Origin of the sequence: Amycolatopsis antarctica (genome assembly GCF_002262875.1) — a bacterium.
Lineage (GTDB): Bacteria > Actinomycetota > Actinomycetes > Mycobacteriales > Pseudonocardiaceae > Amycolatopsis > Amycolatopsis antarctica.
Genome location: NZ_NKYE01000008.1, coordinates 1 through 26,299 on the forward strand (window position 1 = coordinate 1; position 26,299 = coordinate 26,299).

Genomic DNA, 26,299 nt, shown 5'->3' on the forward strand with positions numbered 1-26,299 from the left:
GACCTCGGCATCGCGCATCACCCGAAGAAGCCCCCGCGCCGACAACGAAGACAGTCGAACACCGGTCAGACCCCCGTGATCAACCCGCACCGTTTCCCGAGAATCCATATCAAGAATCGCAGCCAACTGAACCTCACCAGATCCCCCATCGATCATGAACCCATTCTACCGACACCCAGACACTATTCCCATCACACCATCGAGTAGACACGAATACGAATGTGCCATTCGTACGGACCTCGACAGTCGAGCAATGCACGATGCCATGAAAACCGTTCCACAGGCGGCGATGATCGCGGAGCAATGGTGGTATGCGCCGCCGTACCGGCCGTCGGTGACGACAATACCCATCCCTGTAAAGCAATGCCGAGCCGACGCTACAGTGCGGCGAGACCGCATGCCGGACACGTACCGCAATGCCCCCTACGCGACATAGCGCAGCGCCCCACCCATCCCATGCAGCCAGACACCCCCCGGCCCGGTCAGGAATCAGACAGCAATGCCGCCCGGAGCCACGCGCGGACGTTCAAAGTTGCCGAGAGGAAAGCGGACGCCACAACAGGGAACGACGCCAACCGCGACACGGCCGAGCGAACGCGACAACCAACCCGCACCGAAGAAAACGGGACCGAGAAACCCGTCCCGTGGGGAACTGGCGCTGGTAACCAGCAACGGCGAACGCCCCGAGGGCCGACAGTGTCACACGGCCCGCCGAAGGCATACCCGAAACCCGAGAACACCCCGATAATACGAAACCACCAGAGCGACGACCACCCCAACTGAAACCATCCAGCCAAGTCGACAAACCCCTCAACACGATCAATCCCCAACGCCACCAACGATGCCTTTCGCCACACACAGAACCGTGCCCCGAAGATCCGACACGAAGTACGGTATCCGCCTGTTACCGAAGAGAATCCGGCTCCGCGGCGCGGATTCCGTCACGCCGCCAGAATACCGCCAGAAGTCGTTCACGATCGTCCAAAACGAGTACGGCCGCGAGTACCGTGTAAGTGATCGCAAAGTATTTCACCATCGGGTAATCGAACGCAAAATCCATCAGGGTGATGTTCAACGAGACCGCGAACAACGCGAGTGCACCGAGCGTCGCGGTCCTGCGCGAGAGCAGCAGCAGCGCGGGAATCAACTCGAACAGACCGGTGAGCCGACCGTAGACCGGGGAATAGCCGTAGAACGCCCAGACCAGCGAAGTACCGTCGACGGTGTCCTTGTCCATCACCCAGTCGCCGTAGTTGTACTGCCCGCCGAGCAGCTTCACCCCACCGTAGAAGACGAACACGGCGGCCAGTACGAAACGAATGGTCGTCATGATCCGCGACACCACCCTGCCGGACCCGGACTTCGTCATCGTGATCGTTTCCCTTCGAACTCAGGCATGTCGGACGCCGTCAGTGTCGCCCGCTCGCGCATGCCCCCGGCTCATCCGCGCGGGCCGAACCGGTGGCCGAAGGCAGGAGGCTCCTCCTCCCCGGGTAGGAGGCCGGATACCCAGGGGTGGGTTAGGTTCGGCTGGTGCCGATGACCAGAGGGGTACCGCGTCCGCACGCCGCCGGATACGGCTGGCTGCGACTGCTTCCGGTGCTCGCGGCCATCGGCTACGTCGGCCTGCTGCACACCCCGGAGATCGAACCGTCCATCTGGGACTGGGGAATCGCGCTCGCCTCCGGCTCACTCGTCGTCGCCGGGGGCCGCTACCCCCTGACGGTGACCGCCGTCCAGAGCGGCATGCTCGCTCTCGCCGTCGCCGTCGCCCCCATGGCACCGGGAATGGTGCAGATCCTGGCGGGGGTGGCCCTCGCCGAACTGGCGTTCCGCCGTTCCGGCCTGCCGGTGTACGTGGGTACGACACTGCTCCTCGCGGCGAGCGCCTGGAATCACTTTCCCGGCTACACCCTCGCCGCCAATGTGATGATCACCGTTCTGGAGGTGGCGCTGCCGCTGTTACTGGGCTCGTATCTGCGCTCGGCCCGGGAGCTGGCGCGCGCGGCCGAGCAGCGGGCGGTGGACGCGGAGTTGAGCCGCGAACGGGAGGCCACGGCGGCGCGTGCCACGGAGCGGGCGGCGGTGGCCCGGGAACTGCACGATGTGGTGGCCCATCACGTCGCCGCCATAGTGCTGCGGGTAGGGGTCGTGCGGCACGTGGTGCCCAGCGCCGACGCCCGGATCACCGAGGCGCTGGAGGATGTGCACGCCATCGGCGGCCAGGCGCTGGACGATCTGCGCGGGCTCGTCACCGCCCTGCGCGATCCGGGGTCGGTCGGTGCGCACGGGTTGCTCACCGGTTCCGATCTGTCGGCGGCACTGGACATGGTGGTGGCGCGGACCCGGCAGGCCGGTGTGGAGGTGGCCGCGAAGGTCGAACCCGGCGCGGTCGAGGGACTCGGGACCGCGCACCGGCACGCCGTGTTGCGCCTGGTACAGGAAGGACTGACCAACGTGCTCAAGCACGCCGGGCCCGGGGCGAGTGCGACCGTGGACATCGGCCGGGAACCGGGCAGCCTCCGGGTCGCGATCTCGGACGGCGGTGGCGCCACGGTCCCGGCCGCCGGGTCCGGTGGGCACGGCCTGCTCGTGATGCGGGAGCGGGTGGAGCTGCTGGACGGCTCGCTGCGGGCGGGGCCGTCCGGTTCCGGCTGGGCGCTGCGCGCGGACCTGCCGCAGGAGACCGCGGTGGCGGAGCCGGCATGGTGATCCGCACGCTCCTCGTCGACGACCAGCACCTCGTCCGGGCGGGCCTTCGGATGCTCTGCTCGGCCGCCCCCGACATCGAAGTGGTGGGCGAGGCGGAGACCGGCGGGCAGGCGGTCGCCGTCGCGGGCAGGCTGCTGCCCGATGTCGTGCTGATGGACCTGCACATGCCGGGTGTGGACGGCATCACCGCGACGCGGCGAATCCTCGCCGCACGCCCCGCCGTCCGCGTCCTCGTACTGACCACCTTCGACGACGACGAGCACCTGTTTCCAGCGCTGGAAGCGGGTGCGTGCGGCTTCCTGGCGAAGGACACCGCACCGGAGAAGCTGCTGGACGGAGTGCGCGCGGCGGCGGGCGGGGAGAGCCCGTTCAGTCCGGACGTTCTGCGGCGTGTGGTCCGGCAGGCCGTGACGGCACACGCCCCGCCGCGGACCGCGGCGGACCCGGTGCCGCTGACCGGGCGGGAACGTGAGGTGCTCACCCTCGTCGCGGCCGGGCGCTCGAACGCGGAGATCGCCGAGGAGTTGCATATCGGGATCACCACGGTCAAGACGCACGTCACGAACCTGATGGCGAAGACGGCCAGCCGGAACCGGGTGCACCTGGCCGTCAGCTACGGCCGGTTCGGGGTGCCTCCGGCGGGCTGAGCCGGTTCACTCCGCCGGTGCGAACAGCTCCAGCGCGATGTTGTCCGGGTCGCGGAATTCCAGCAGGTGCCCGGCTCCGATGTCCTTGACGGGTTCGTGGGCGACGCCGAGACCGTCCAGTCGCTCGGCCGCGGCGTCGAGGTCGGCTCGGGCGGGCACGGCGAAGCTCAGATGGTCCAGGCCTGCCCGGTCCTCGTCGAACCGGTCGTCGCCGGGCGCGACGGGCCGCAGCCCGAACAGTCCGCCGGGGACCTGGTAGATCACGCCGCCGTAGAGGAAGGCGAGCTGTTCCCGGGTGGCCTCGTCGGCGCCCTCGGGCATTTCGAAGGCGATGTCGAATCCGAAGACCTGGTCGTAGAAGGCCCGGGAGCGGGCGATGTCGCTGACGGTGAGGCGGACGTGTGCGTATCCGGTGACGGGGATTGCCATATGCAGATCGTCGCATCGGTACCACCCGGCCGCAGGACGGCGACATCGGGGGTGGGTCAGTTCAGCGGCCGGGTGCCCTCCGGGAGAGCGCCGCCGCCGATGACGTCGGTGGCGAAGTCGGCGAGTGCGGTGAGTGCGACGCGCTGGCTCCACGGGCCGTAGGACACGCGGGCGACACCGAGGTCCCGCAGGGTCGCGAGCGGGAGGCTGCCGGGCACGCCGATCAGCGTCACCCGCTGCGGGCCGAGCGCGTCGACGAGCGCGGTGACGGTCGCCAGGTCCGGTTTGCCGGGGAAGAACACGACGGGCGCGCCCGCTTCGAGGTATGCCTTGCCGCGCTCGATCGCGTCGGCCAGGACATCGGAGGGGTCGCGGTCACCGGCCTTGAGGAAAGCGTCGGTGCGCGCGTTCAGCACGAACGGAACCCCCTCTGCCTCACCGGCGCGCACGACGGCCTCGACGGCGGCGACGGCCTCGGGCAGTGGCTTCATCTGGTCCTCGAGGTTCGCCCCGACGATGCCGGCGCCGATGGCCTTCCGGGTCGTCTCGCCCGGATCGCCGTAGCCCGCCTCGAGGTCGGCGCTGACCGGCAAGTCGGTGGCGGCGGCGATCCGGCCCACCGCCTCGATCATCAGGTCGACGGGGATCTGTTCGCCGTCCTGGTAGCCGTAGGAGGCGGCGATGGAGTGGCTGGCCGTGGCGAGCGCGGTGGTGCCGTCGAGGTCGGCGATCACTTTCGCGCTGATCACGTCCCAGACGTTCACCACGGTCAGCAGTTCACGGGCGAAGTGCAGGTCACGGAGGACGGCGGCCTTGCCGGGATTCGGGCTCATAAGCTCACTGTAGGCGGACCGGCCGACCACCGCCGGACCGGAAAACGGCGGCACACGGCCGTTCCCGGGGATCAGTCGCCGGAACCGGTGGCCGTGGCGCCCTCCCGTCCGTGCGCGACCGCGAACACCAGCAGCAGCGCCAGCAGCACGCCGCCCGCGACGTACGGCGCGAGCGGATCCACCTCGTACAGCGCCGTGGCGGCGAGTGGCCCCAGCACGAACGCCACCCCGTCCGCCGAGGCGAGGTAGCCGGCAACGGTCCCCTGCGCCTCGGCGGGGACGAGCAGCGTCGGTGCCGACATGAACCCCGAGGACGCGAGTCCGATCCCGGCACCGGAGACGGTGAGCGCGACGAACATGGACGGAAGGTCGTCCAGCAGCACCAGTGCGGTGAACGCGAGCAGACCGGCCAGGGTGCCGGTCCAGATCAGCCTTCGCGGCCGCCAGCCGAGGCGGGGAACGACGACGAGCTGCATCAGCACCAGGCCGCCGCCCATCGCCATCAACAGCAGTCCGGTGCGCGCGGCGGCGGCCTCCGGGGCGAGCCCCAGCCTGTCCTGCAACAGAAACCCCAGGGTCACCTGGGAGACGGTGAGGGTGAGGAAGGTGACGAACGCGAACAGCAGATAGGGCCACACCCGCCGGTCGAACGGGCTCAGTCTCGCCGGCTCGCGGGCCTGTTCCGTCAGCCGTTCGGGGCGCAGTACCGCGGCGAGCAGCAGACCGGCCGCCAGCACGAGCACCGCGGGCACGTACAGCGGGACGCGCAGGTCGATCCCGGCGAGCAGCCCGCCCAGCGACGGCCCGGCGACGACGCCGATGCCGACACAGGCGCCCAGACCCGCGATGCCGCGAACCCGGTCGCGTTCGCCCTGGGTCATCGCGGACACGTACGACTGCGCGACGACGGGGACCGCGGAGCAGGTGACCCCGAACACCACGCCGCGGGTGGCGACGAGCAGCACCAGGCAGGTCGTCGCGCCCAGCACGCCCGCCAGTCCGGCTCCCGCGGCGAGGGCGAAGGCGAGCAGCGCGAGACCGGAACCGAGCACGGAGCCGACCATCATCCGTTTGAGACCCCAGCGCTGGCAGTACCGGCCCCACACGGGACTGAGCACGACGCCGAGCACCGCCGCGGTGGAGACGACCACGCCGACCGCGAACGGGGCCAGCCCGAGTTCCCGGGCCAGAGCGGGCAGCAGCGGGGTGAGCAACTGCTGCCCGGTGAACACGGCGGCGACCCCGGCGTAGACGGGGACGAGCCGCGAGCGCGTGCTGCGGGCCGGTGCCGTACCGACGGCGGTCACCGCGGCCCACCCCACTCCACGGCCACGGGGTCCTCGGCCAGCGCCGCGTAGCCGCCGAGCACCTCGAACCAGCGGTCGGCGAGTTCGGCTATCCGGCCGTCCGGGAACAGTCTGCTCGGCCAGAACCAGCGGGCCGCGAGTGTCGGTCCGTCCTCCCGGTCCTCCACCGCGACGGTGAGCATCAGGCTGCGGTGGAAGGACATCGCCTCGTCGGCGCCGCCGCCCATGGCCGCTCCCGCTTCACCGGTGGGTTCCCAGCAGGCCGTGCGGTCGCCGACGGGGAACCGGCCGAGGTAGTTGACCGCGATTCTCGGGTCGCCCAGTTCCGCGAGCACCGGAGCCGTGCGCGGGTTCAGGTAGCGCAGCAGGCCGTAGCCGATCCCGTTGCCGGGCAGGGAGGCCACCTGGCTCGCGACCCGGCGCGCCGCCTCGATCAGCCACGGCCCGTCCGCTCTCCCGGCAGCGGGCCGGCCCCCACCGGGATCCAGCACCAGCGGGAACTGGGCGGTGAACCAGCCGACGGTCGATGAGGGTTCGATCCCGGCGGCCAGCGGTTCCCGTCCGTGTGCCTGAAGGTCGACGAGGACGTCCTCGCGTCCGTTACCGCGCCATTCGGCGAAAGCGACCGCGAACGCGGCGTAGAGCACGTCGCGCAGGTCCACTCCGAACAGTGCCGGTACCCGCAGCAGTGCGGCGGTCCGGTCCCGCGGCAGGTCCTTCGGAAGGGCGCCCGCGGCCGAGAGCGTGTCGGCCGCCCGGTTCAGCGGCGGTGTCCCGGGCAGCGAGTCCGGGCCGTCGAACATCCCGGTCCACAGGTCCAGTTCCTTCTCCCGTAACGGTTCCATGGCCTCGGTCAGCAGGTGTTCGGCCCAGCGGCGGTACGGGGTGCCCGATCGTGGCAGTTCCGGTGTGCGCCCGGACGCCGCGGCCTCGTACGCGCGGGCGAGATCGGGCAGCAGGATTCGCCAGGACACCCCGTCGACGACCAGGTGGTGCAAGAGGACGAGCAGCCTGCCCTGCTGACGCGGGCCCGCGTCGAGCCAGACGACACTGAGCACCCGGCCCGCGTCGGGGTCGAGTTCCTCCTGCCGCCGCACCGATTCCCTTGCCAGCACGTCGATCCACTCCTCGCTGGTCGCCGCCCCGGACGGGACGCGGGCGAAGTGGTCGCTCGCGCGCACCGAGCCCGGTTCGCCGATGGTCAGCGACCATTCGCCCCCGTTGCGGTCGAGCCGCATGCGCAGGGCGTCGTGCCGGTCGGTCACCGACTGCAGGGCCGCGACGATGTGGTCCGGCTCCGCCTGGGCAGGGACCCGTACCGCCATCGACAGGTGGTAGGCGCCGATCGGGCCCCCGTCGTCGCGCATCCGCTCGATGATCGGGGTGGCGGGAAGATCGCCCCAGCCCTCCTCGGACTCGAGCTCGGGGGCGGCACCGGTGGTGGCGGTGACGACCTCGGCGAGCGCGGCCACGGTGCGCCGTTCCAGTACGTCGCGAGGGCGGAGGGCGAGGCCGTTGCGGCGGACGAGTTCGACGAATCGGATGGAGACGATGCTGTCGCCGCCCATGGCGAAGAAGTCGTCCTCCACGCCGATCTCCGGTAGCGCGAGGATCTCGGCCATCATCGAGCAGAGCGCCGCCTCGGTAGGTGTGCGCGGCGCGGCCGCCGAGGACAGTGCGCCGAAGTCGGGCGCGGGCAGCGCCGCGCGATCGAGTTTTCCGTTGGTGGTCAACGGGAACGCCGCGAGCGCAACGTACGCGGCGGGCACCATGTGCGCGGGCAGATCCGCCGCGGCCCGTTCGGCGGCGGCAGCGGTGTCCGCGTCCGCGGGGGCGAGGTAGGCGACGAGGCGTTGCGCGCCCGGACGGTCCTCGCGGACCACGACCACGGCCTGCGCCACACCCGGTGCGGAGGCGAGCACCGACTCGATCTCACCTGGTTCGATCCGGAACCCGCGCAGTTTGACCTGCTGGTCCGCCCGGCCCTGGTACTCCGGTTCGCCGCGCGGCCCGTGCCGGACGATGTCCCCGGTGCGGTACATCCGCTGCCCGGGGGCTCCGAAGGGGTCGGCGACGAAGCGGCCGGCGGTCAGCGCCGTCCGGCCCAGGTACCCGCGGGCGAGACCGGGTCCGGAGACGTACAACTCCCCCGCGGCACCGGGCGGCACCGGCCGCAGGAACCCGTCCAGTACGTGCGTGCGCAGGTCCGCGATGGGCGGCCCGATCCTGCTGCCGGTGGCGCCGCGGGTGTCGGCCGCGGTGAGTTCGGTGTGGGTGACGTGCACGGTGGTCTCGGTGATGCCGTACATGTTGACCAGCCGCGGTGCGTCCTGCTCGTGCCGCGTGTACCAGTCGCGAAGTCTGCCGAAGTCGAGCCGCTCCCCGCCGAACACGACGTAGCGCAGGCTCAGCCGGGACCCGAGTAGCGGGTCGGCGGCGTCCGCCCTGGCGAGTTGCTCGAACGCGGACGGCGTCTGGTTGAGCACGGTGACCCGCTCGCGGACCAGCAGCCGGAGGAACTCCTCGGTGTCCCTGGTGACCGCGTGCGGGACGACGACGAGCGTGCCGCCGTGCAGCAGTGGTCCCCAGATCTCCCAGACGGAGAAGTCGAACGCGTAGCTGTGGAACAGCGTCCAGACGTCCTCGTGGCCGAAGTCGAACAGGTGGGCGGTGGCGTCGAACAGGCGCAGCACGTTGCCGTGCGGGACGACGACACCCTTGGGCCTGCCGGTCGACCCGGAGGTGTAGATGATGTAGGCCCCGTTGTCCGTGCCGAGCGGGCCTGCCCGGTCGGCGTCGGTGAGGTCGGTGCCGGGGAACGTGTCGGCCGCGGGGCCGGCGGGGTCGAGGACGGGGACGCCGGTGCCGGCGGGCATGGCTCCGGTGGCGAGCACGCACACCGGGGCGGAGTCCCGCAGGACGAACCGGATCCGCTCGGCCGGGTAGCCGGGGTCGACCGGCAGGTAGGTCGCCCCGCTCTTCAGTGTGGCCAGCACGGCGACGACGAGTTCGGCGCGCCGCCCCACGGCGAGGGCGACCACCCGCTCCGGGCCGGCGCCGTGGCTGACGAGCAACCGGGCGAGCCGGTTCGCGCGGGCGTTGAGCTCGGCGTAGGTCAGCTCGCGGTCACCGTCCACCACCGCGACGGCGTCCGGAGTGGACAGTGCCAGTGCCTCGAACCGGGCGGTGATCGTGCCGGTGTCCGGCCGGGCAGCCGGCACGGGCGCCGCGGCGGGGAGCAACCGTCCCACCGGGGTGTCGCCGTGTGACGCGATGTCGCCAAGCACCCGGTGCAGTGCGTCGGCCGCCGGTTGGACGAGCCGTCCGGGAACGCTCTCCGGGCGGTACCGGAGCCTGATCTCCAGTCGTTCGCCGGGGATGACGACCACGGTGAGGGGGTAGTGGCTGTCGTCGCCTCCGTGCAGGCCGGTGACGGTCAGTTCGCCGGAGGCGGAGCGCAGCGCGTCCTCGTCGAGCGGGTAGTTCTCGTAGACGTAGAGCGTGTCGAACAGCTCGCCCGCTCCCACCTCGCGCTGGATGTCCGCGAGTGCGATGTGCTGGTGGTCCAGCAGTTCCGCCTGTTCGTTCTGGAGCCGGGTGACGAGGCGGGCCAGGGACTCACCCGGGTCGATCCGTGCCCGGACCGGAACGGTGTTGATGAACAACCCCACGGTCTCGTCCGCGCCGGGCAGTTCCGGTGGGCGGCCGGAAACGGTGGTGCCGAAGACGACGTCGCTCCGGCCGGCCAGCCAGCCCAGCACCACCGACCACACCGCCCGCACGGCCGAGTTGACCGTCACTCCCCTGCCACGAGCCCATTCCACCAGCGACGAGGTGACTCCGGCCGGCAGCACCACGGACTCCTGCACCGCCTCCCCCGAAGGTTCTCCCTGAGCGAGGATCGTCGATCCGTCCACATCGGACAGTGCGGCGGACCACGCGGCGAGCCCGGCCGTGGTGTCGCGTGTGGACAACCAGCGGAGGAAGTCACCGAACGAGGGTGCGGGCGCGGTGGCCGCTCCGTCGTGGGCGGCCAGCAGGTCGCGCACCAGCAGAGGCATCGACCAGCCGTCGGCGAGCAGATGGTGCACGGTCAGCACCAGCCGGGATCGTCCTGAGTCGAGCCGCACCAGGGCGCATCGCGCCAGTGGTGCCGATCCCACGTCGAACCGGTCCGCACGGTCCGCGGCCAGCAGTTCGTCCAGCGCACGGTCCGGATCGTCCACATCGGACAGATCTCGTTCCTCCCACGGCACCGGGACGCGGGCCGAGACAACCTGTACCGGATCGGCGTCCCCGTTTCGCACGAAGGACACCCGCAGCGCGGCATGCCGGGCGAACAGCGCACGCACGGCCGAGCGCAGCCGGGCACCGTCCACCCGCCCGGCCAGGTCCACCCCGAGCTGCACCAGGTAGTCGCCGCCGGGTTCGCCCGCCAGTGCGTGGTAGAGCAGGCCGCGCTGCAAGGGCGTCACCGGCCACACGTCGGCCAGGTCCGGGTTCGCCGCCTCCAGTTCCTCCACCCGCGGGATCGTCAGCGGGACGAGGGGGAAGTCGGACGGAGTCCGCCCGCCCCCCGCCGTACGGGCGTGTGCCACCAGTCCGGTCAGTGCCGCGAACCAGCCCTCCGCGAGTTCGCGCACGGCGTCGTCCGGCAGCACGTCCCCGGCCCAGGTCCAGCGGGCGGTCAGCACGGGGCCGTCCGCGTGGTCCTCGGTCATCGCGTTGACCGCGACGGGGTACGCCAGGGGCATCGCGGCGTCGGATCCGCCGGCGAGCGGGCCGAACGCCGGGTCCGGCATCCAGTCCGCGGCCTCCGGCATCGGGAACCGGCCCAGGTAGTTGAAGCCGATCCGGGGGCGGGGGCGGGCGGCCAGCTCGGGCGCGGTGTCCTCGTTGAGATGGCGCAGCAGCCCGAATCCGAGGCCGTTGTCCGGTATCGCGGCCAGTTGCTCCTTGACCCTCTTGATCGCCCTGCCCAGCACGGCCGCACCGGATTCGACCTCGGCGGGAGTGACCGTGCCCGGTGCGAGCCGGACCGGGAACTGGGTGGTGAACCAGCCGACGGTGCCGCTGAGGTCCAGTTCCCCGGTGACGTCCTCGCGCCCGTGGCCTTCCAGCTCCACCAGCACCTCGTCCCGGCCGATACCGCGGGTGCGCCGCCACTCGGCTATGGCGAGAGCGAGGCCGGTGAGCAGGATGTCGTTGACGCCCGCGTGGTACGCGGCGGGCAGGGTGGTCAGCAGCGCGCGGGTGTTCTCGGCGGGCAGGCTCACCGAAAGCGTGCGCGAGGAACCGACGGTGTCCCGCCGGGGGTCGAGCGGCCGCACGCCCGGTTCCGGGTCGGGACCGTCGAGGATCGCCTTCCACAGCGGGAGTTCCCGCACCCTGGCCGCCTCGTACGCCTGATCGGTGAGAGCGCTCGCCCAGTGCCGCAACGAGGTGGCGGGCGGCGGGGTGCCGATCGCGCCGGTGGCCCAGGCGTCGGCGAGTTCCGGCAGCAGCACCCGCCAGGAGACACCGTCCACGGCGAGGTGGTGCACCATGAGCAGCAGCCTGCCCTGCCGGTCGGCGCCCGCGTCGAACCACACCGCTCGCAGCATCACTCCCGCCGCCGGGTCGAGCCCGTTCGCGGTGGCGGCCGCGGTCTCGTCGACCAGTGCGCGCCAGGCCTCGTCGTTATCGGCGACGGCGTGGGCCCGCACCGTGGTCAGGCAGCCGGCGGCGCGGATGCTGCCACGCGGGCGCGCGTCGAGCCGCCAGCCGTCATCGTGAACCAGGCGCAGTCGCAGGGCGGCATGCCGGTCCAGCAGGGCGTCGAGCGCCGTGGTGAGTGCGCCGGCACCGGCCGCGGCGGGCACACGCAGTACCACCGACTGGTGGAACCCGGGGATCGCGTCCGGCCCGAGTCCGGTCAGCCAGCTCACGATCGGGGTCAGCGGCACGGGGCCGTCCTCGGCGGGGCCCCTATCAGGCCGGGGGCCGGTCCCGTCCCGCGCGACGCGGGCGAGCGCGGTGACCGTGCGGTGCTCGAACACCTCCCGCGCGGTGATGATCAGACCGGCCTCGCGGGCACGGCCGACGACCTGTATCGACAGCACGCTGTCACCGCCAAGGGCGAAGAAGTCGTCCGTGGCACCGACCTCGGCCCGGCCCAGTACCGAGGCGACGGCGTCGGCGAGCACACGTTCGACCGGGGTGCCCGGCTCGGTGCCGCCGGACGTCTTCTCCCCGGCCGGGGCCGGAAGCGCGGCGCGGTCGATCTTCCCGTTGCGGGACAGCGGAAACCGGTCGATCAGCACGAAGACGGCGGGGACCATGTACTCGGGCAGAACCGCAGCGGCGTGCGCCCGCAGCGCCTCGGATCCGGGCACAGCGCCCGGTGCGGGCACAACGTGGGCGACGATCCGCGCGACTCCCGGCACGTCCTCGCGCACCGTGACGCAGGAGGCGGCCACGGTGGCGGCCTCGTTCAGCGCGGCCTCGACCTCGCCGGGTTCGATCCGGTATCCGCGGACCTTCACCTGCTGGTCGGACCGGCCGAGATACTCCAGGTCCCCGCCGGGTGCACGGCGGACCACGTCGCCGGTGCGGTACATCCGGGTGCCCGCCGGGCCGAACGGGTCCGCGGTGAAACGGTCCGCGGTGAGCTCGGGTCTGCCCAGGTAGCCGAGGGCGAGCTGGTCTCCCGCGAGGTAGAGCTCCCCAGCCACCTCGTCCGCCACCGGGCGCAGGAACGGATCGAGCACGTAGCAGCGCGTGTTCCACACCGGCGTGCCGATCGGCGGGACGAGCGCCGGGGCCGGCAGTGAGCCAGGCGGCGGTGTCCAGGCGGTCACGTCGACGGCCGCCTCGGTGGGGCCGTACAGGTTCCACAGCCGGGCGGGGAAGTTCTCCTGGAACCGGGCGGCGAGGTCCGCGGGCAGCGCTTCACCGCTGCAGATGACCGTGCGCAGGGTGTGGGCGCAGTCCGCCGCCGCCGGCTCGGCGAGGAAGGCCCGCAGCATCGAAGGGACGAAGTGCGCGACCGTGACCCGCTCGCCGGTGATCAGCCCGGCGAGGTAGGCGGGGTCCTGGTGGCCGTGGTGTTCGGCGACGACCATCGTCGCCCCGCAGGCGAACGGGCCGAAGATCTCCCAGACGGAGACGTCGAAGGTGGCCGGGGTCTTGTGCAGTACCCGGTCGCCGGGCCGGATGTGGTCGTGGGAGCGCATCCACAGCAGCCGGTTGAGCAGGGCCCCGTGGGTCACCACCACGCCCTTCGGCCTGCCGGTGGAGCCCGAGGTGTAGATGACGTACGCCGGGGTCGCGCCGGTGATGGGCGCGCCGCGTTCCGCGGCGCCGAGGTCGTGGCCGGGTCGCGCGCGGATCGCGGCCGCGGTGTCCTCCTCGTCGAGGCGCAGCAGTCGGTCCGGTGACCCGGCGGCCACAGCGGGTCCACCGGTCACCACCAGCGCGGGCGCCGCCTCGGCGAGGATCCCGGCGAGCCGGTCGGCCGGGAACTCCGGAGCGAGCGGCAGGTAGGCGGCACCGGCCTTGACGGTGGCGAGTGCGCTCACCACGAACCGCGCGGACCGTTCGATCAGCAGGGCGACGGTGTCCCCGGGGCCGACACCGCGCGCCAGCATCGCCCTGGCCAGCCGGTTCGCCCGCGTATTGAGCTCCGTGTAGGACAGCCGCAGGTCGCCGTCGACGATGGCCTGCCGGTCGCCGCCGGTGGCGGCGTGCTCTTCGAACAGCGCGGTGACGGTGGTGTCCGGCAGTGCGGTGACCGTGGACGGGTGCGGGTGCGCGGACTGCCCGAGGTCCAGTGCCGCGACCGGCCGATCCGCGGTACGCGGCAGACCGTCCAGCACGCGCAGCAGTGCGCCGACGGCGCGCGCCGCGATACCGGACGGCACCGCGTCCGGCCGGTGGGTGACGCGGATGCGCACCGTCTCTCCGGGCATGACGACGATGCTGAGCGGGTAGTGATTGACGTCGTGGCCGTCCACCCCGGTCACGGTGAAGTCCGCGGTGGCGCCCCAGCCGTCCGGGCCGACGGGGTAGTTCTCGTAGACGTACAGCGTGTCGAACAGCTCGCCCGAGCCCACCTCACGCTGGATGTCGGCCAAGCCGACATGCTGGTGGCCGAGCATTTCCGTCTGCTCGCCGTGCGACCGGGTCACCAGCTCACCGAGCGATTCGGCCGGGTCGAGCCGGACCCGCACCGGGACCGTGTTCACGAACAGGCCCACGATGTCGTCCACGCCTGGCAGTTCCGGCGGCCTGCCCGAGACGGTGGTGCCGAACACGACGTCCGATCGGCCCGACAGCCATCCCAGCACGACCGACCAGGCGGTCCGCATGACGGCGTTCACCGTGACCCCCTGCCCTCGCGCCCACTCCGTGACGGCGGCGGCCGTCGCGGCGGGCAGCACCAGGGTGTCCTGCCGCGCCGGAGCGCCGGGCGTCCCGTTCCCCAGCAGCGTCGGTCCGTCCACATCGGACAGTTTCGCCGCCCACCCGGCGAGATGTCGTGCGGTGTCCTGCTCCCCCAGCCAGGACACGAAGTCGGCGAACGAGCCTGCGGGGTCGAGGGCTCGCCCTTCATACGAGGCCAGCACGTCGCGCAGCAGCAGTGGAAGGGACCAGCCGTCGAACACGAGGTGGTGCATGGTGAACACGAGCCGGGCACGGCCGGGGGCCGATCGCAGCAGCACGCACCGGGCCAGCGGTGCCGTTGCCACATCGAGCCGTACCTCGCGGTCGGCGGCCAGTACGGTTTCCATCGCGGCATCCGGGTCGTCCATTTCGGACAGATCCCGTTCGGTCCACGGAACCGAGACCTCCTCCGCCACCACCTGCACCGGTTCCCGGTCGCCCTCCAGCACGAAGGACGCCCGCAGTCCCGGGTGCCGCGCGAACACGGCCTGCACGGCCGAGCGCAGGCGTGCGCCGTCCACCTCACCCGCGAAGTCCACGCCGAACTGCACCAGGTAGTCGTCCGCGGCGGACTCGTCGAACAGCGAGTGGAACAGCAGACCGCGCTGCAACGGCGTCACCGGCCACACCTGAACTCCGTCCCGCCTGCGGGCGGGCCCGCGAGCCGGACGTCGCGCGGGCGCGGCGGGCCCGGCACCGGCCACCGGTCCCTCCGGCACCGCCACGGCGGCCTCGGCCAGCGCGGCCACCGTGCGCGCGGTGAAGATCTGCTGGGTGGTCACCTTCAGCCCGTGCTCCCGCAACCGTCCGGCAAGGCGCAGGGACAGGATGCTGTCCCCGCCGAGCGCGAAGAAGCTGTCGTCCGCACCCACCGTGTCCAGGCCGAGCAGTTCGGCGAACAGAGACCGGACGAGCCGTTCACGCTCGGACCCCGGCGCCCGGTAGGGCGAGTCACCACCGGGGCGTGGGCGTGGCAGCCGGGCCCGGTCGAGCTTGCCGTTGGGGGTCACCGGCACGCGGTCGAGCAGGGTGATCGTGCCCGGCACCATGTACTCGGGCAGGCTGCGCGCGGCCCGTTCCGCGAGCTCCGCCACCTCGACCGTGCCCGCGGTGCGCGTGGGAACCACATAACCGAGCAGCCGGGTGGGACCCGACTCCGGCTCGTCGACGATGACCACGGCGTGCGCGACGTCGGGATGCCCGCCGAGCGCGGCCTCGATCTCACCGAGTTCGATCCGCCTGCCGCGGATCTTGACCTGGCCGTCGTCACGGCCGATGAACTCCAGCATTCCGTCCTCACGCCAGTGCACGATGTCGCCGGTCCGGTACAGCCGGGACCCCGGCGTGCCGAACGGGTTGGCGACGAAGGCCGCCGCGGTCCCGCCGAGACGGTTCAGGTACCCGCGGGCCAGTCCGTGCCCGCCGATGTACAGCTCGCCGCGAACCCCGACCGGGACGGGACGCAGCGCGGTGTCCAGCACGTACACGGCCCCGTTGGCGATCGGCAGTCCGATCGGCGGGGTGCCGGTCCCGGTGAGCGCACCGCTCGTCGTCGCGAAGATCGTCGTCTCGGTAGGGCCGTACCCGTTGTGCAGTTCGACCCGCGAGACCCAGCGCTGAGCCAGCTCGGCCGGGCATTCCTCACCGCCGACCATGATCGTCATCCCGGACGGCAGCTCGGCGGGTTCGACGGTGGTCAGCACCACCGGTGGCACCGTCACGTGCGTCACGCCGTACCGGTGCACCAGCCGGGGCAGCTCCGGGCCGGCCGGTGGCGGCCCGCCCGCACCCACCACCGCGGCCGCGCCGGTGAGCAGCGCCGAGACGAACTCGGACACCGACATGTCGAAACTCGGCGTGGTGAACTGCAGCACCCGCGAGCCTGCCTCGATGCCGAACCGCACCACGTGGGTGTGCACCACCGACGGCAGCCCGGCGTGGGTCACCAGCACGCCCTTCGGCCTGCCGGTGGAACCGGAGGTGTAGATGATGTAGGCGGGGTTGCCGGGGTCGAGCGGTCCGGGTAGTTCCTTCCGGGTCAGGTTCGTCCCGGAGTGGGTGGCGAGCTCGGCCGCCTGCGCGGGGTCGTCGACCAGCAGCCGATCGGCGGGCAGGGAGGGCGTGGCAGCGGCGATCGCGGTGGTCGTCAGCGTCACCGCGGGCGCGGCGTCGGCGAGCATGTACTCCACCCGGGCGGCCGGATAGGCCGGGTCCACCGGCAGGTAGGCCGCGCCGGTTTTCCAGGTCGCCAGCACGGCGACGATGAACTCGGCCGACCGATGCAGGGCGAGGGCCACCACGGTCTCCGGGCCGGCGCCGCGTTGCACGAGCAGCCGGGCGAGCCGGTTGGCCCTGGCGTTCAGCTCGGCGTAGGTCAGGTCCCCGGTCGCGGTGACGACCGCGGGGCGCGCCGCGTGCAGCAGCACCTGCCGTTCGAACAGCTCGCTCGCCGTGCCACCCGGAAGCTTTACGGCGGTGTCGGCGGCGGCGTCGAGGAACTCGTGTTCGGCATCCGAGAGCAGTGGCAGCCCCGCGACGGTGGTCCCGGCTCCGGTGGCCGCGACATCCTCGAACAGGCCGGTGATCCGGCCGGCGTGCCCGGCGACCTCGTCACCGGTGTAGGCGGCGTCGTCGGCGTCGACGTCGATGCGCAGGCCGTGACCGTCGGATCGGTCGTAGAACGACAGGGCGATGTCGTCCACGACTCCGGTCGACAGGTTGTGCGCCGTGGCCGGGCACGGGCCGAACCGCAGGTCGTAGTCGAACGCCATGATGTTGACGATCGCCGAGCAGAGCGGGCCGGGGTGCTCGCCGGACGAGGCCGCCCTGCGCATGTCCTCCATCCGGAACCGCTGATGCCGCAGGGCGGAACCGATCGCCGTCCCGGCACGGGCCGCGAGGGCGGCCACATCCATCCCCGGCTCCACCCGGACGCGGATCGGCAGCACGTTGGACAACATGCCGGGGGTAGCGCGGGACTCCGGCGCCTGCCGCGCGGCCACCACGAGGCCGATCACCTGGTCCGGTGTTCCGGTGCAGCGGTAGAGGTAGGCCGCGGTGAGCGCGACGATCATCGACGAACGGCGCACGCCGGCACCCGCGCACACCCGGTCGAGGGCATCGCGCTGCCGCGGCGGCAACCCGTTGGTCACCCGGCGGAATCCACCCTGCCCGGAGGGTCGCCTGCTCAGCGACACCGGTTCCGGCAGCGCCGCCAGCTCGCGCGTCCAGAAGTCACGATCGGCGTCGAGACCGCCGGTCCCGGCGTAGTCGCGCTCGGCATCATCGAGGGCACGCATGGTGCCGAACGGGCACGGCGGCACCCCGGTGCCTTCGGCGAGCGCCGTGTACACCCTCGCCACCCGGCGGGCGATCAGTGAGACGCTGACACCGTCGACGACGAGGTGGTGGTACCGGCTGAACCAGAGGTGCCGGTCGTCGGCCACCCGGAGCAGCGCGAAGCCGAACAGCGAGTCGCCGGTGAGGTCGGCGGGCACGGCGTACTCGTCGCGCATCCATCCCCGGGCCGCCGACATCGGATCCGCCTCACCCCGCAGGTCGGCCACGGTCAGCGGAAACCCGGAACGGTCCCGGTCGACGCGGACCGGCTCGCCTCCGGACAGGGCGAACCCCGCGTTCAACGTGCCGCATTCCGCCACCGTCCTGCGCAACGCACGCTCGAAGAGCGTGGGGTCGAACTCCCCCTCGATGTCCAGGTACTCACCGACGTTGTAGCCGGGGCTGTCCGGGCGGATCGACTGCGCGAGCCAGATCTCCCTGGCCGCTGGGTACAGGGGTCGTGCGGCGGAGTCCCGAGTGGGCACGGTGGATCGGCCTCCCTGGTCGCCGGTCGCCGGCGGGATCGGAGCGAGTGGAATGTCTGCGTCGACGGCCCGCGGAACGCGGAAACGGGGTGCCGATTTCTCGCGTCACCGGGCGCGTCACTGCGAAATGGGACACCACCACGAAGAGAAGATCCGGAACGACACGGATCGACGGGCAGGAAACCGATCCGACGACCTCACCACGTTCTGGAAGTGGTATCGGACGACTCCCATTTGCTCTGCCACACCAGGGATTTTCGGGCAGATCCCAACCTCAGGCAATCATCCCGCGGCAATTCGGCTAATTCTGACCATCCCGGACCGAACGGGGATCATCATTTTTGATGACATTCTCCTCGCGGCCTCACCCTGGCCAGGCCGGAGGCTCGGACAGGAAGTGCGGTTCGATGGGATTCCGCGAGCGGGAATCACCATTCCCGCGAATCCGCACACACGCCACCACCCCCGTCAGGTGGCCCGCGCGGTCCTGGCACACCGGGCGTGGCCACCTCGACGGGCTGGGCGTCGGTGATGACACCGTGCGTGCAGGAGGCGCTCCGGACTTTGCCGGCCACCCTGGCCGGGCCCGGTCATGAGCGCATCCGCAGGCGGCGGGCATCCGCGCCACTCATACCGTCCACAGTGGACTTTCGCCGGGCAGGATCCGGGCGGTGAACGCCGCGTGGGCACGCCGTCGGCTGGTACGGCGCACCCACGCGGCAGCGCAGGGGCGCGGGGGTCGCTCAGGCGCTCTCGTCCAGCCCGTTGACCGCCGCCATGCGCACCGATTTGTGCATACCCGGGCGGCTGATCAGGGACAGGTTGAGAGCGTTGCACACGGCCGCGGTGCGGTTGTCCGCGTTCAGCTTTCGCAGCACGTTGGCGACATGGGTGTTCACCGTCCCGGTGCTGATGTGCAGGGACCTCCCGATGGCCGCGTTCGACTTGCCGTCGGCCATCAGGGTGAGCACGATCTGTTCGCGTTTGGTGAGTATGTCCACGTTCTGCGCGCGAACGGTGAGCAGGTCCAGCACGCCGTGGTCGAGCCGGCGCAGCAGGGTCGGCGAGACGAACAGCTCACGGCGGGCGGCCGCGTGCACGGCGGCACCGATGTCGAAGACCGTGTCCTCGGGCAGGGTGATCCCGCAGGCCCCGCCTCGGACCGCTTCGGACACCTGATCGGTGTCGGCCTCGCACATCACCACGAACGGCACCGGCGGGCGCCCGTCCTCGGCCGCGAGCCGGTCCCAGTCGACCGCGCTCGCCCCGCCGAACCGGATCAGCCAGACGTCGATCCGCTTGCTGTCCGGATCGGACAGCGCCTGCGCCGCGGAACGCGCCTTGACGATGAGCCTGATGTTGAAACGTTCCAGAGCGAGGCCGAACAGGTGGTTGTCGTCCTTCTCGTCCCTGGAGACGAGTCCTACCGAAAGCATGTCAGTACCGCCTCGTAGCCGTCGTCGCGTACCTCGTCGCCTCTACCCTGGCGGAACCTGCCATGGCGGAACCTGCCCTGGCAGAATCCACCGTCGCGTCATTCGCGGCCGGCGTGGCGAGGCGGCACCGGGCCCGCGCTGTCCCGCCGCGCCTCGGATCGCGGACTCCCGCGGCTCCCGGGTGCGGCGGTGGGGCACATCGCCTCGCGTCGGCGGGTCTCGCGCGGCGGCCCGCGAGCTCGGGCGTCATGGACGTTCGTGGCGCACGGGACCGAGGAGCGGTCCCCCGGAACGCCGGGGCGGGCTCTGGCCGGTGACCAGCAATGGCTGGCATCTTCGCCACCTCTCTTTACGCTCACACGAGCGAATTGAGATTAATCCCTCACGAAGTAGGTACCCACATTGAAGAACTTCGTCCCATTGCACGTCAACTTTTTGGGTGATTTTGCCCATAAACTGCTCGAATGAGCGGGCCTCTGTGTATTCGGCTGGACGGCCCACTCCGCGCACGCTTCCACCCGAGCCTCCTCCGCGACTCCAGCGTTACCAGCGCAAACTCCGCGACGCGGCCGCGAACCGAACGTGAGCACCGTCGACGATGCGCTGATTTGGTCACACAGAACGATTCCAGCCAACCGGAGCGGGCTCCCGCCCGCCCGGCCGGACAGCCGGACGTGAACCCGCCAACATGTGTCGACCAGACCTGGACTCTGGTGCCCGAGGCGCGCTCACCTGTGCACGCCAATCATCGCGAGCCTGTCGCCACAGCCTGCCAGGCCGGAGAGTGCAGGTCCGCGCGCATTCCCGGCAGCGCACACTCGCCTTTAGGAACATGCGACAAGACGGCTTGATCGTCCCAGGTAATCCCAGTTCACAGCGTGACGATCAACCGAAGTCGGAAGAATCGCGCAGACCGTCGACGGACCACGGCTCGGTGGATAAGTACAACCCGTATGGCAATCGGCGCCGGGAAGGCTCGAATGAGCGAAACGGGGGCGGTTGCCGCTCATTCGCCCGGGGGCGCGCGGCTAGCGCCGGGCAATCATGACCGGTGCGCTCACCGTGTTCGCCGCGAGGGCTACGCGCGCGCCGGTATCGACGCCATCGCCGGGGAAGCCGGCGTGTCGACCCGCACCATCTACAACCACTTCCTGGACAAGGCGCAGTTGTTCCGAACAGTCATCCAGGAGAGCACCGTCCACGTCGCCGAGGCGAAGATCGCCATCATCTCGCGCTGCCTGGACGAGGTCACCGATTTCGAGGCGGACCTGATCGATCTCGGCCAGGCACTCTCGCAACCGATGTCCCGCTACGCGGAGCACTTCTCCCTTGTCCGCCAGGTGAACGCCGATTCCGGTCACATCCCCCGCGAGGCGATCGAAGCGTGGCAGGAGGCCGGTCCCGCACGGGTACGCCGGGAACTTGCCGCCCGGTTCCGGAAGCTGTCCGCATGCGGCCTGATGCACACCGAGGACCCCGACTGGTCCGCCCCGCACTTCATGACCATGACCTCGGCGGCGCATCCCGCCTTCCAGTGCCACGCGCCGACCGTGGACGAGCTGCCCGACCTCGTCGCCGCGGGTGTCCGTACCTTCCTGCACGGTCACCTGAACCGAGAGGCCCGGCTCGATCCGTCCTGAGTGGACCGAGCGCGTCCGTCCACTCAGGACACGGATGGCCCGGGTGCCGAAACACGTCCTGCGGAGCGGACGGCCCCGATACCGGCGACGACGACCAGCGCTGTACCGGCGGCCTCGGCCACGCGCAGCGGCTGTCCCAGTACGACCAGTCCCGCGAGGGCCGCCATGGCGGGGGCGAGGCTCATCAGCACAGCGAACGTCGCGGCCGGGATCCTGCGCAGCGAGGCCATTTCCAGGCTGTAGGGCAGTGCGGACGAGAGCAGCGCGACGGCCGCACCGAGCCCGAGGACGGACGGATCCAGCAGCGCCTGCCCCGCCCCGGCGATGCCGCCGGGCAGCACGAGTACCGCCGCCACCGTCAGGGACAACGCCAGCCCGTCGGTTCTCGGGAAGCGCCTGGCCGTCCGCGCGCTCAGCACGATGTAAGCGGCCCAGCTCGCACCCGCGCCCAGTGCGAACAGCACGCCGGCCGGGTTCAGCGTGCCGAGGCCCCCGTGGCCGAGCAGAGCGACGCCGGCCAGCGCGAGCACCGCCCACAGCCACGCACTCGCCCGGCGCGCGGACACCACCGACAGGGTGAGCGGGCCGAGCACCTCCAGCGTCACCGCCGCACCCAGCGGGATTCGGTCGATCGCTTGGTAGAGCATCGTGTTCATCGAGGCCAGCGCCGTCCCGAAGGCGAGCACCAGTCCCCATTCCGCACGGCCGTAGCCGCGCAGCCGGGGCCTGCACAGCAGGAGCAGAACCACCGCGGCGAGCCCCAGTCGTAACGCGACCACCCCCAGTGAGCCCGCGGGCACGAACAGCAGCACGGCGATCGCGGCGCCGCACTGCATGGAGAACTGGCCACCCAGCACCAGGCCGGCGCCGACCAGATCGTCCGTGGGCAGGGGTTGCCGGACCACGGGAGCGGGGCGAGTGGGCACGGAGCGAGCGGGGGCGGCCATGGCGGTGACGCTATGCGCGCACGCGACTGCGGAGAAATGCCGTTTCACCCCGGTCTATGCTTGGCGGGCATGACGGTAGAGCTGCGTCACCTGCGGAGCTTCCTCGCGATCGCCGAGGAACGGAACGTCACCAGGGCCGCGGCCCGGTTGCACGTCGGACAGCCCGCGCTGTCGCGGACGCTCGCCCAACTCGAACGGCACCTCGGCGTCCGCCTCGTCGACCGTTCCACCCGGCATCTCGAACTGACGCCCGCGGGCCTGGCTTTCCGGGAGCGGGCGGCAGCGGCCGTCACCTCCGTGGACCGGGCGCTCGATCCTGTCCTACTGGGACGACTGCCCCTGCGGCTGGGACACGCCTGGGCGGCTCTCGGCAGGGACACCGTCGCGCTTCAGCGGAGCTGGGAGCGAGAGCATCCGGACATACCGCTGCGGCTGCTGCGGATCGACGAGCGCGCCGCCGGACTGACCACCGGCGAGGTAGACGTAGCCCTGCTGCGTGGTGCGCACCCGGAACATCCCGGGGTGCGCAGGGAAACGCTGACCAGCGAGCCGCGCATGGCCGTGCTCGCCGCCGATCACGCGCTGGCCGAGCGGGACGAACTGGAGCTGGCGGACCTGCGCACCCAGGCGATCGCCATGAACACCGTGGCGGGCAGCACCGAACTCGGTCTCTGGCCCGCCGAATCGCGTCCCGTCCGTACGGTGCCGGTAACCAACACCGACGACTGGCTGGCCGCGATCGCCGCCGGCCACGCCGTCGGGGTGACCAGCAGTGCCACCGCGGACATCCATCCACATCCCGGCGTCGTCTACCGGCCGATCGTCGACGCGCCCCCGCTGCCCGTACTACTGGCCTGGACCGACCCTCCCGGGCACCCCGCCGTCGCGGAACTGCGCGCGCTCGCCCACCGAACCGTCCACTCGGGACACCCGCGCTGATCCGCCGCCGTCGCGGACGATTCTTGTAGGGTCACGAGGTGCGGAGCCCCCTCGTCCACCGAACGCGCCGACCTCGGGCCGGCGCATGGTGACGCCGTTGCGGTGGCTGCCCGCGAAGGACCGTCCTGGAAAGCAGGCCTGGCTCGGGCCGGTGGCGCTGGCGCTGGCGGTGATCAGCTGGATCACGCCGGTGGCGGGTCCCGTGGTGGCCGGTGTCGCGATCGCCTGTGCGGGATGGTCGATGTTCACGGCGAGGGAGTACCAAGTCGACTGGACCGCGGCGGTCGGCGCGGTCGTCGGACTCGGACAACTCGGATTCGCCGCGGTGCTGTTCGCCCTGTCGGTCACCGGGCACTGAGCCATCCGCGACCCGGGCCCGTTCGTACCCGGGCCATCCGATCAGGCGAAGTTGAACCGGTAGACCTGTTCCGCCTTCGTGTCGTCGGTGAAGTCGAGCACCACGAGGCCGAGCGAAGCGACCGGGTCCACGGCGTCGAGATACCCGGTGACCTTGGGCCAGATCGCCTCGTGCGCGGACCGCGGCCACAGCGCCCACCCCGAGGAGGAGGTGAACGTGAGGTACAGCTTCTCCGGGTCGCCGACGGGATACGCCCGCGCGGCGTCGAGGTGCTCGGCCACACCGGGCCACTTTCGCTTCTCCAGGTCCTCGATGGTGCCGATGTCGTAGTCGTCGGAGATGTCGAGCAGGTCGCTGCCCCAGCCGATGCCCGGTACCCCGCCGTTGTCGGCCAGCACCACGACCCGGCCGGCGGCCTCGCCAAGACGCGGGATGCGGGATTCGGTGTGCAGCAGGTCCGGCCACCGCCGGGCGTAGTCGGCGAAGATCGTGCCGAACTCGTCGTCGGGCACTGTCGAGTACTCCTGTTTGACGCGCATCAGCACGGTTTCCGAGGGATGCGCGGCGAGGAACGCCTGGCAGTCGTTGAGCACGTCGCCGAACATGATCTCCTGGAAGAACGCCCCGTGGTGAATGGCGAAGGAACCGTCGATCGCGCGGCAGCGCACGTCGAGAAAGCGGATCCCGGCGTCGAGCTGCGGCGCGATCCCGACGTCCTGGCACTGCACCAGTCCCCCGCCGTGCAGCGCACCGGAGTCGTGGGTCCCGGGGATGGCGAGCCGGGACAGGAACGTGGCGGAGTCGAGTTCGCCCATCCAGTCGGCCGGGCCGGGGGCGGCGGGACGGGCCGCGGACACGCCCGCGCCCACGGCGAGCCCGGCGCCGAGCACGCCGGCACCGGCCGTGGCGCGCAGGAACGACCTCCTGCTGAGCGAACGCATCGATCTGCCACCTTCCCGGCACGGAATGAAAGTCCTCCACATCGTGGCCGAGCGGGAGGTACGACGTAAACCGACGGAAGTGGGCTCCGCGCGGCGATACACTCGCCCGGGCCGCACAACGGGAGGCACCCGGAGGTTCGATGATCCGCCTGGCGACCGAGGACGACCTCGCGGCGTTGCCGGACATCGAACGGGCGGCGGGCCGCTGCTTCGCCGAGATCGGCATGGACGCGGTGGCCGCGGACGAACCCCCGGCCCCGGCCACCCTGGCCGGCCACGTACGGCGGGGACACGCCTGGGTGCACACCGCTGAGCGGAACGCACCGGTCGCCTACCTGCTCCTCGCGATCGTCGACGGCTGCGCCCACGTCGAGCAGGTCTCGGTGCACCCGGACCACGCGGGCAGACGCATCGGACGCGGACTGCTCGAGCGCGCGATGGGCTGGGCCCGGCGGCACCGCTACCCGGCAGTGACGCTGACGACCTTCACCGCGGTCCCCTGGAACGGGCCCTACTACCGGCGCCGCGGGTTCCGGTACCTGGACCGCTCCGAAGAAACCCCTGGCCTGCGCCGGATCCGCGCGCAGGAGGCCGCACACGGGCTCGACAGGTGGCCGCGTGCCTGCATGCGCCGGGATCTTTGAGCCCGACCGCTCACCTGAGCGTTTCCGGACAGTCCTCGCCGACCAAGGGGCCTGTTTCGTTGACACGCACCGGATCGGCCGGGATTCTCGGGGTGGCGACCGCGCCGGGGCGGCGGCACCGAAACGGCGCCGTCACCGCAACGGTCTGGGTGCCGCGACGCCCGTGGCGCGTTCGCGGTCGCGCACCGACAGGCTCCGCGACGGCACGGTCGGCGTCAGACTCATCCGCGACAGCGAAGGAACGCGCTCATGGAGCAGGTCGTACTCCTCGACGAATCCGGCCGCAGCACCGGCACCCAGGCGAAGGCAAGCGTGCACCACGCCGACACCCCCCTGCACCTGGCGTTCTCCTGCTACCTGTTCGACGAGGACGGCCGCTTCCTGCTCACTCGCCGCGCCGAGTCGAAGCGGACCTGGCCAGGTGTCTGGACCAACTCGTGCTGTGGGCATCCCGCGCCCGGCGAGGAGCTCGCGCCCGCGGTTCGCCGCAGGCTGGGCCAGGAGCTCGGCCTCGACGCCACCGCGTTCACCGTCGTCCTGCCCGCGTTCCGCTACCAGGCGAGGATGGCTGACGGAACACTGGAGAACGAGATGTGCCCGGTGTTCCGGGCCTACACCACCGGCTCCCCCGCTCCGGACCCGGCGGAGGTGGCCGAGACGAGCTGGGTCGACTGGGCGGATTTCCGCGATCAGGTGCTGGCCGGCGAGCGGGACGTCTCGCCGTGGTGCGCCATGCAGGTCGCCGAACTCGACCGGCTGGGACCGGACGTCGCACGCTGGCCGGAGGCCGACGCGGCCCTTCTGCCACCGGCTATCGCGCCCGCCCGCTGACCGGTCGACCACGCTCAGTTCCGGATCACGCGCACGGCCGCTCATCTGAGCAGTGCCACCAGCACGGTCAGTTATTTTCCACTGGGCCATCCGGGCTCGTGACACCGCCGTACGGGCCGCTGCGTCACGCCCGCGGTCGCAGTGCGCTCGGTCCGGCCGAGGACAACGGCCTTCGCATCCGGCGAATCGCCGAACTTGTGAATTAATTGTCGATCGTCACCGCTCGTGCACATGGCACCGGTGACGATTTCGAGCGTTCCACTGTCTGGTTAGAGCGTGTTACGGTCGAATACGAAACGCCGATCCGCTGGTATGCGCCGACTCGGCAGACCATTTCCATGACGAGGTACGCGACGAATTGCCTATTCCCCGTCCCGCGACGATGCC

15 protein-coding genes are annotated in these 26,299 nt (G+C 71.2%); 7 read left to right on the top strand and 8 right to left on the bottom strand.

Annotated elements, in window-relative coordinates:
- Positions 1-904: 904 nt before the first annotated feature.
- Positions 905-1,369 (bottom strand): hypothetical protein, encoded by a 465-nt coding sequence (locus CFN78_RS14575; protein WP_094863343.1) that lies wholly within the window; start codon positions 1,367-1,369, stop codon positions 905-907.
- Positions 1,370-1,539: 170 nt separating this feature from the next.
- On the opposite strand from CFN78_RS14575, the gene CFN78_RS14580 reads away from it, so the two are divergent.
- The gene (locus tag CFN78_RS14580; RefSeq protein ID WP_240519481.1) at positions 1,540-2,712 is read left to right on the top strand and encodes a sensor histidine kinase; all 1,173 of its coding nucleotides are present in this window, start codon (positions 1,540-1,542) and stop codon (positions 2,710-2,712) included.
- Complete coding sequence (locus CFN78_RS14585) at positions 2,709-3,359, top strand: response regulator (RefSeq protein ID WP_094863578.1); 651 nt, start codon at positions 2,709-2,711, stop codon at positions 3,357-3,359. Before CFN78_RS14580 ends, CFN78_RS14585 begins: the two co-directional genes overlap by 4 nt.
- Positions 3,360-3,365: 6 nt before the next feature.
- Here the strand turns inward: CFN78_RS14585 and CFN78_RS14590 are convergent, their stop codons facing one another.
- The 5 genes from CFN78_RS14590 to CFN78_RS14610 form a co-directional block, all read right to left on the bottom strand.
- Positions 3,366-3,788 carry a VOC family protein gene (locus CFN78_RS14590; RefSeq protein ID WP_094863345.1) on the bottom strand — a complete coding sequence of 141 codons (423 nt, stop codon included), beginning with the start codon at positions 3,786-3,788 and terminating at the stop codon, positions 3,366-3,368.
- A 56-nt stretch (positions 3,789-3,844) separates the two neighbouring features.
- Positions 3,845-4,621 (bottom strand): isocitrate lyase/PEP mutase family protein, encoded by a 777-nt coding sequence (locus CFN78_RS14595; protein WP_094863346.1) that lies wholly within the window; start codon positions 4,619-4,621, stop codon positions 3,845-3,847.
- A gap of 71 nt (positions 4,622-4,692) precedes the next feature.
- Complete coding sequence (locus tag CFN78_RS14600) at positions 4,693-5,928, bottom strand: MFS transporter (RefSeq protein ID WP_165777562.1); 1,236 nt, start codon at positions 5,926-5,928, stop codon at positions 4,693-4,695.
- A complete protein-coding gene (locus CFN78_RS14605; protein ID WP_094863348.1) occupies positions 5,925-18,176 on the bottom strand; it encodes a non-ribosomal peptide synthetase in 12,252 nt (4,083 codons plus the stop codon). Before CFN78_RS14605 ends, CFN78_RS14600 begins: the two co-directional genes overlap by 4 nt.
- 743 nt (positions 18,177-18,919) lie before the next feature.
- Positions 18,920-19,612: a response regulator transcription factor gene (locus tag CFN78_RS14610; protein ID WP_094863349.1), complete on the bottom strand. Its 693-nt coding sequence runs from the start codon at positions 19,610-19,612 to the stop codon at positions 18,920-18,922.
- Between the two features lie 980 nt (positions 19,613-20,592).
- Here CFN78_RS14610 and CFN78_RS14615 point away from each other — a divergent pair.
- Positions 20,593-21,252 (top strand): TetR/AcrR family transcriptional regulator, encoded by a 660-nt coding sequence (locus CFN78_RS14615; RefSeq protein WP_205660523.1) that lies wholly within the window; start codon positions 20,593-20,595, stop codon positions 21,250-21,252.
- Between the two features lie 23 nt (positions 21,253-21,275).
- Here CFN78_RS14615 and CFN78_RS14620 read toward each other — a convergent pair whose 3' ends face one another.
- Positions 21,276-22,199 carry an EamA family transporter gene (locus tag CFN78_RS14620; RefSeq protein WP_094863350.1) on the bottom strand — a complete coding sequence of 308 codons (924 nt, stop codon included), beginning with the start codon at positions 22,197-22,199 and terminating at the stop codon, positions 21,276-21,278.
- Between the two features lie 69 nt (positions 22,200-22,268).
- On the opposite strand from CFN78_RS14620, the gene CFN78_RS14625 reads away from it, so the two are divergent.
- Positions 22,269-23,138: a LysR family transcriptional regulator gene (locus CFN78_RS14625; protein WP_094863351.1), complete on the top strand. Its 870-nt coding sequence runs from the start codon at positions 22,269-22,271 to the stop codon at positions 23,136-23,138.
- A gap of 85 nt (positions 23,139-23,223) precedes the next feature.
- Complete coding sequence (locus CFN78_RS14630) at positions 23,224-23,496, top strand: hypothetical protein (protein ID WP_094863352.1); 273 nt, start codon at positions 23,224-23,226, stop codon at positions 23,494-23,496.
- A 41-nt stretch (positions 23,497-23,537) separates the two neighbouring features.
- Here the strand turns inward: CFN78_RS14630 and CFN78_RS14635 are convergent, their stop codons facing one another.
- Positions 23,538-24,437, bottom strand: a complete 900-nt coding sequence (locus CFN78_RS14635; RefSeq protein ID WP_205660524.1) for a phosphatidylinositol-specific phospholipase C — start codon at positions 24,435-24,437, stop codon at positions 23,538-23,540.
- A 140-nt stretch (positions 24,438-24,577) separates the two neighbouring features.
- On the opposite strand from CFN78_RS14635, the gene CFN78_RS14640 reads away from it, so the two are divergent.
- Together CFN78_RS14640 and idi are read left to right on the top strand one after the other, a co-directional pair.
- Positions 24,578-25,081, top strand: coding sequence for a GNAT family N-acetyltransferase (locus CFN78_RS14640; protein ID WP_094863354.1), 504 nt, complete (start codon positions 24,578-24,580; stop codon positions 25,079-25,081).
- A 249-nt stretch (positions 25,082-25,330) separates the two neighbouring features.
- Positions 25,331-25,912, top strand: coding sequence for an isopentenyl-diphosphate Delta-isomerase (gene idi, locus CFN78_RS14645; RefSeq protein WP_094863355.1), 582 nt, complete (start codon positions 25,331-25,333; stop codon positions 25,910-25,912).
- Positions 25,913-26,299: the final 387 nt, after the last annotated feature.

What these genes read in the sequence shown, in the direction of transcription:
- CFN78_RS14575 (WP_094863343.1), bottom strand. Translation starts at nt 1,369, where the DNA reads ATGACGAAGTCCGGGTCCGGCAGGGTGGTGTCGCGGATCATGACGACC.
- CFN78_RS14580 (WP_240519481.1), top strand. Translation starts at nt 1,540, where the DNA reads ATGACCAGAGGGGTACCGCGTCCGCACGCCGCCGGATACGGCTGGCTG.
- CFN78_RS14590 (WP_094863345.1), bottom strand. Translation starts at nt 3,788, where the DNA reads ATGGCAATCCCCGTCACCGGATACGCACACGTCCGCCTCACCGTCAGC.
- CFN78_RS14595 (WP_094863346.1), bottom strand. Translation starts at nt 4,621, where the DNA reads ATGAGCCCGAATCCCGGCAAGGCCGCCGTCCTCCGTGACCTGCACTTC.
- CFN78_RS14610 (WP_094863349.1), bottom strand. Translation starts at nt 19,612, where the DNA reads ATGCTTTCGGTAGGACTCGTCTCCAGGGACGAGAAGGACGACAACCAC.
- CFN78_RS14615 (WP_205660523.1), top strand. Translation starts at nt 20,593, where the DNA reads ATGAGCGAAACGGGGGCGGTTGCCGCTCATTCGCCCGGGGGCGCGCGG.
- CFN78_RS14620 (WP_094863350.1), bottom strand. Translation starts at nt 22,199, where the DNA reads ATGGCCGCCCCCGCTCGCTCCGTGCCCACTCGCCCCGCTCCCGTGGTC.
- CFN78_RS14625 (WP_094863351.1), top strand. Translation starts at nt 22,269, where the DNA reads ATGACGGTAGAGCTGCGTCACCTGCGGAGCTTCCTCGCGATCGCCGAG.
- CFN78_RS14630 (WP_094863352.1), top strand. Translation starts at nt 23,224, where the DNA reads ATGGTGACGCCGTTGCGGTGGCTGCCCGCGAAGGACCGTCCTGGAAAG.
- CFN78_RS14635 (WP_205660524.1), bottom strand. Translation starts at nt 24,437, where the DNA reads ATGCGTTCGCTCAGCAGGAGGTCGTTCCTGCGCGCCACGGCCGGTGCC.
- CFN78_RS14640 (WP_094863354.1), top strand. Translation starts at nt 24,578, where the DNA reads ATGATCCGCCTGGCGACCGAGGACGACCTCGCGGCGTTGCCGGACATC.
- idi (WP_094863355.1), top strand. Translation starts at nt 25,331, where the DNA reads ATGGAGCAGGTCGTACTCCTCGACGAATCCGGCCGCAGCACCGGCACC.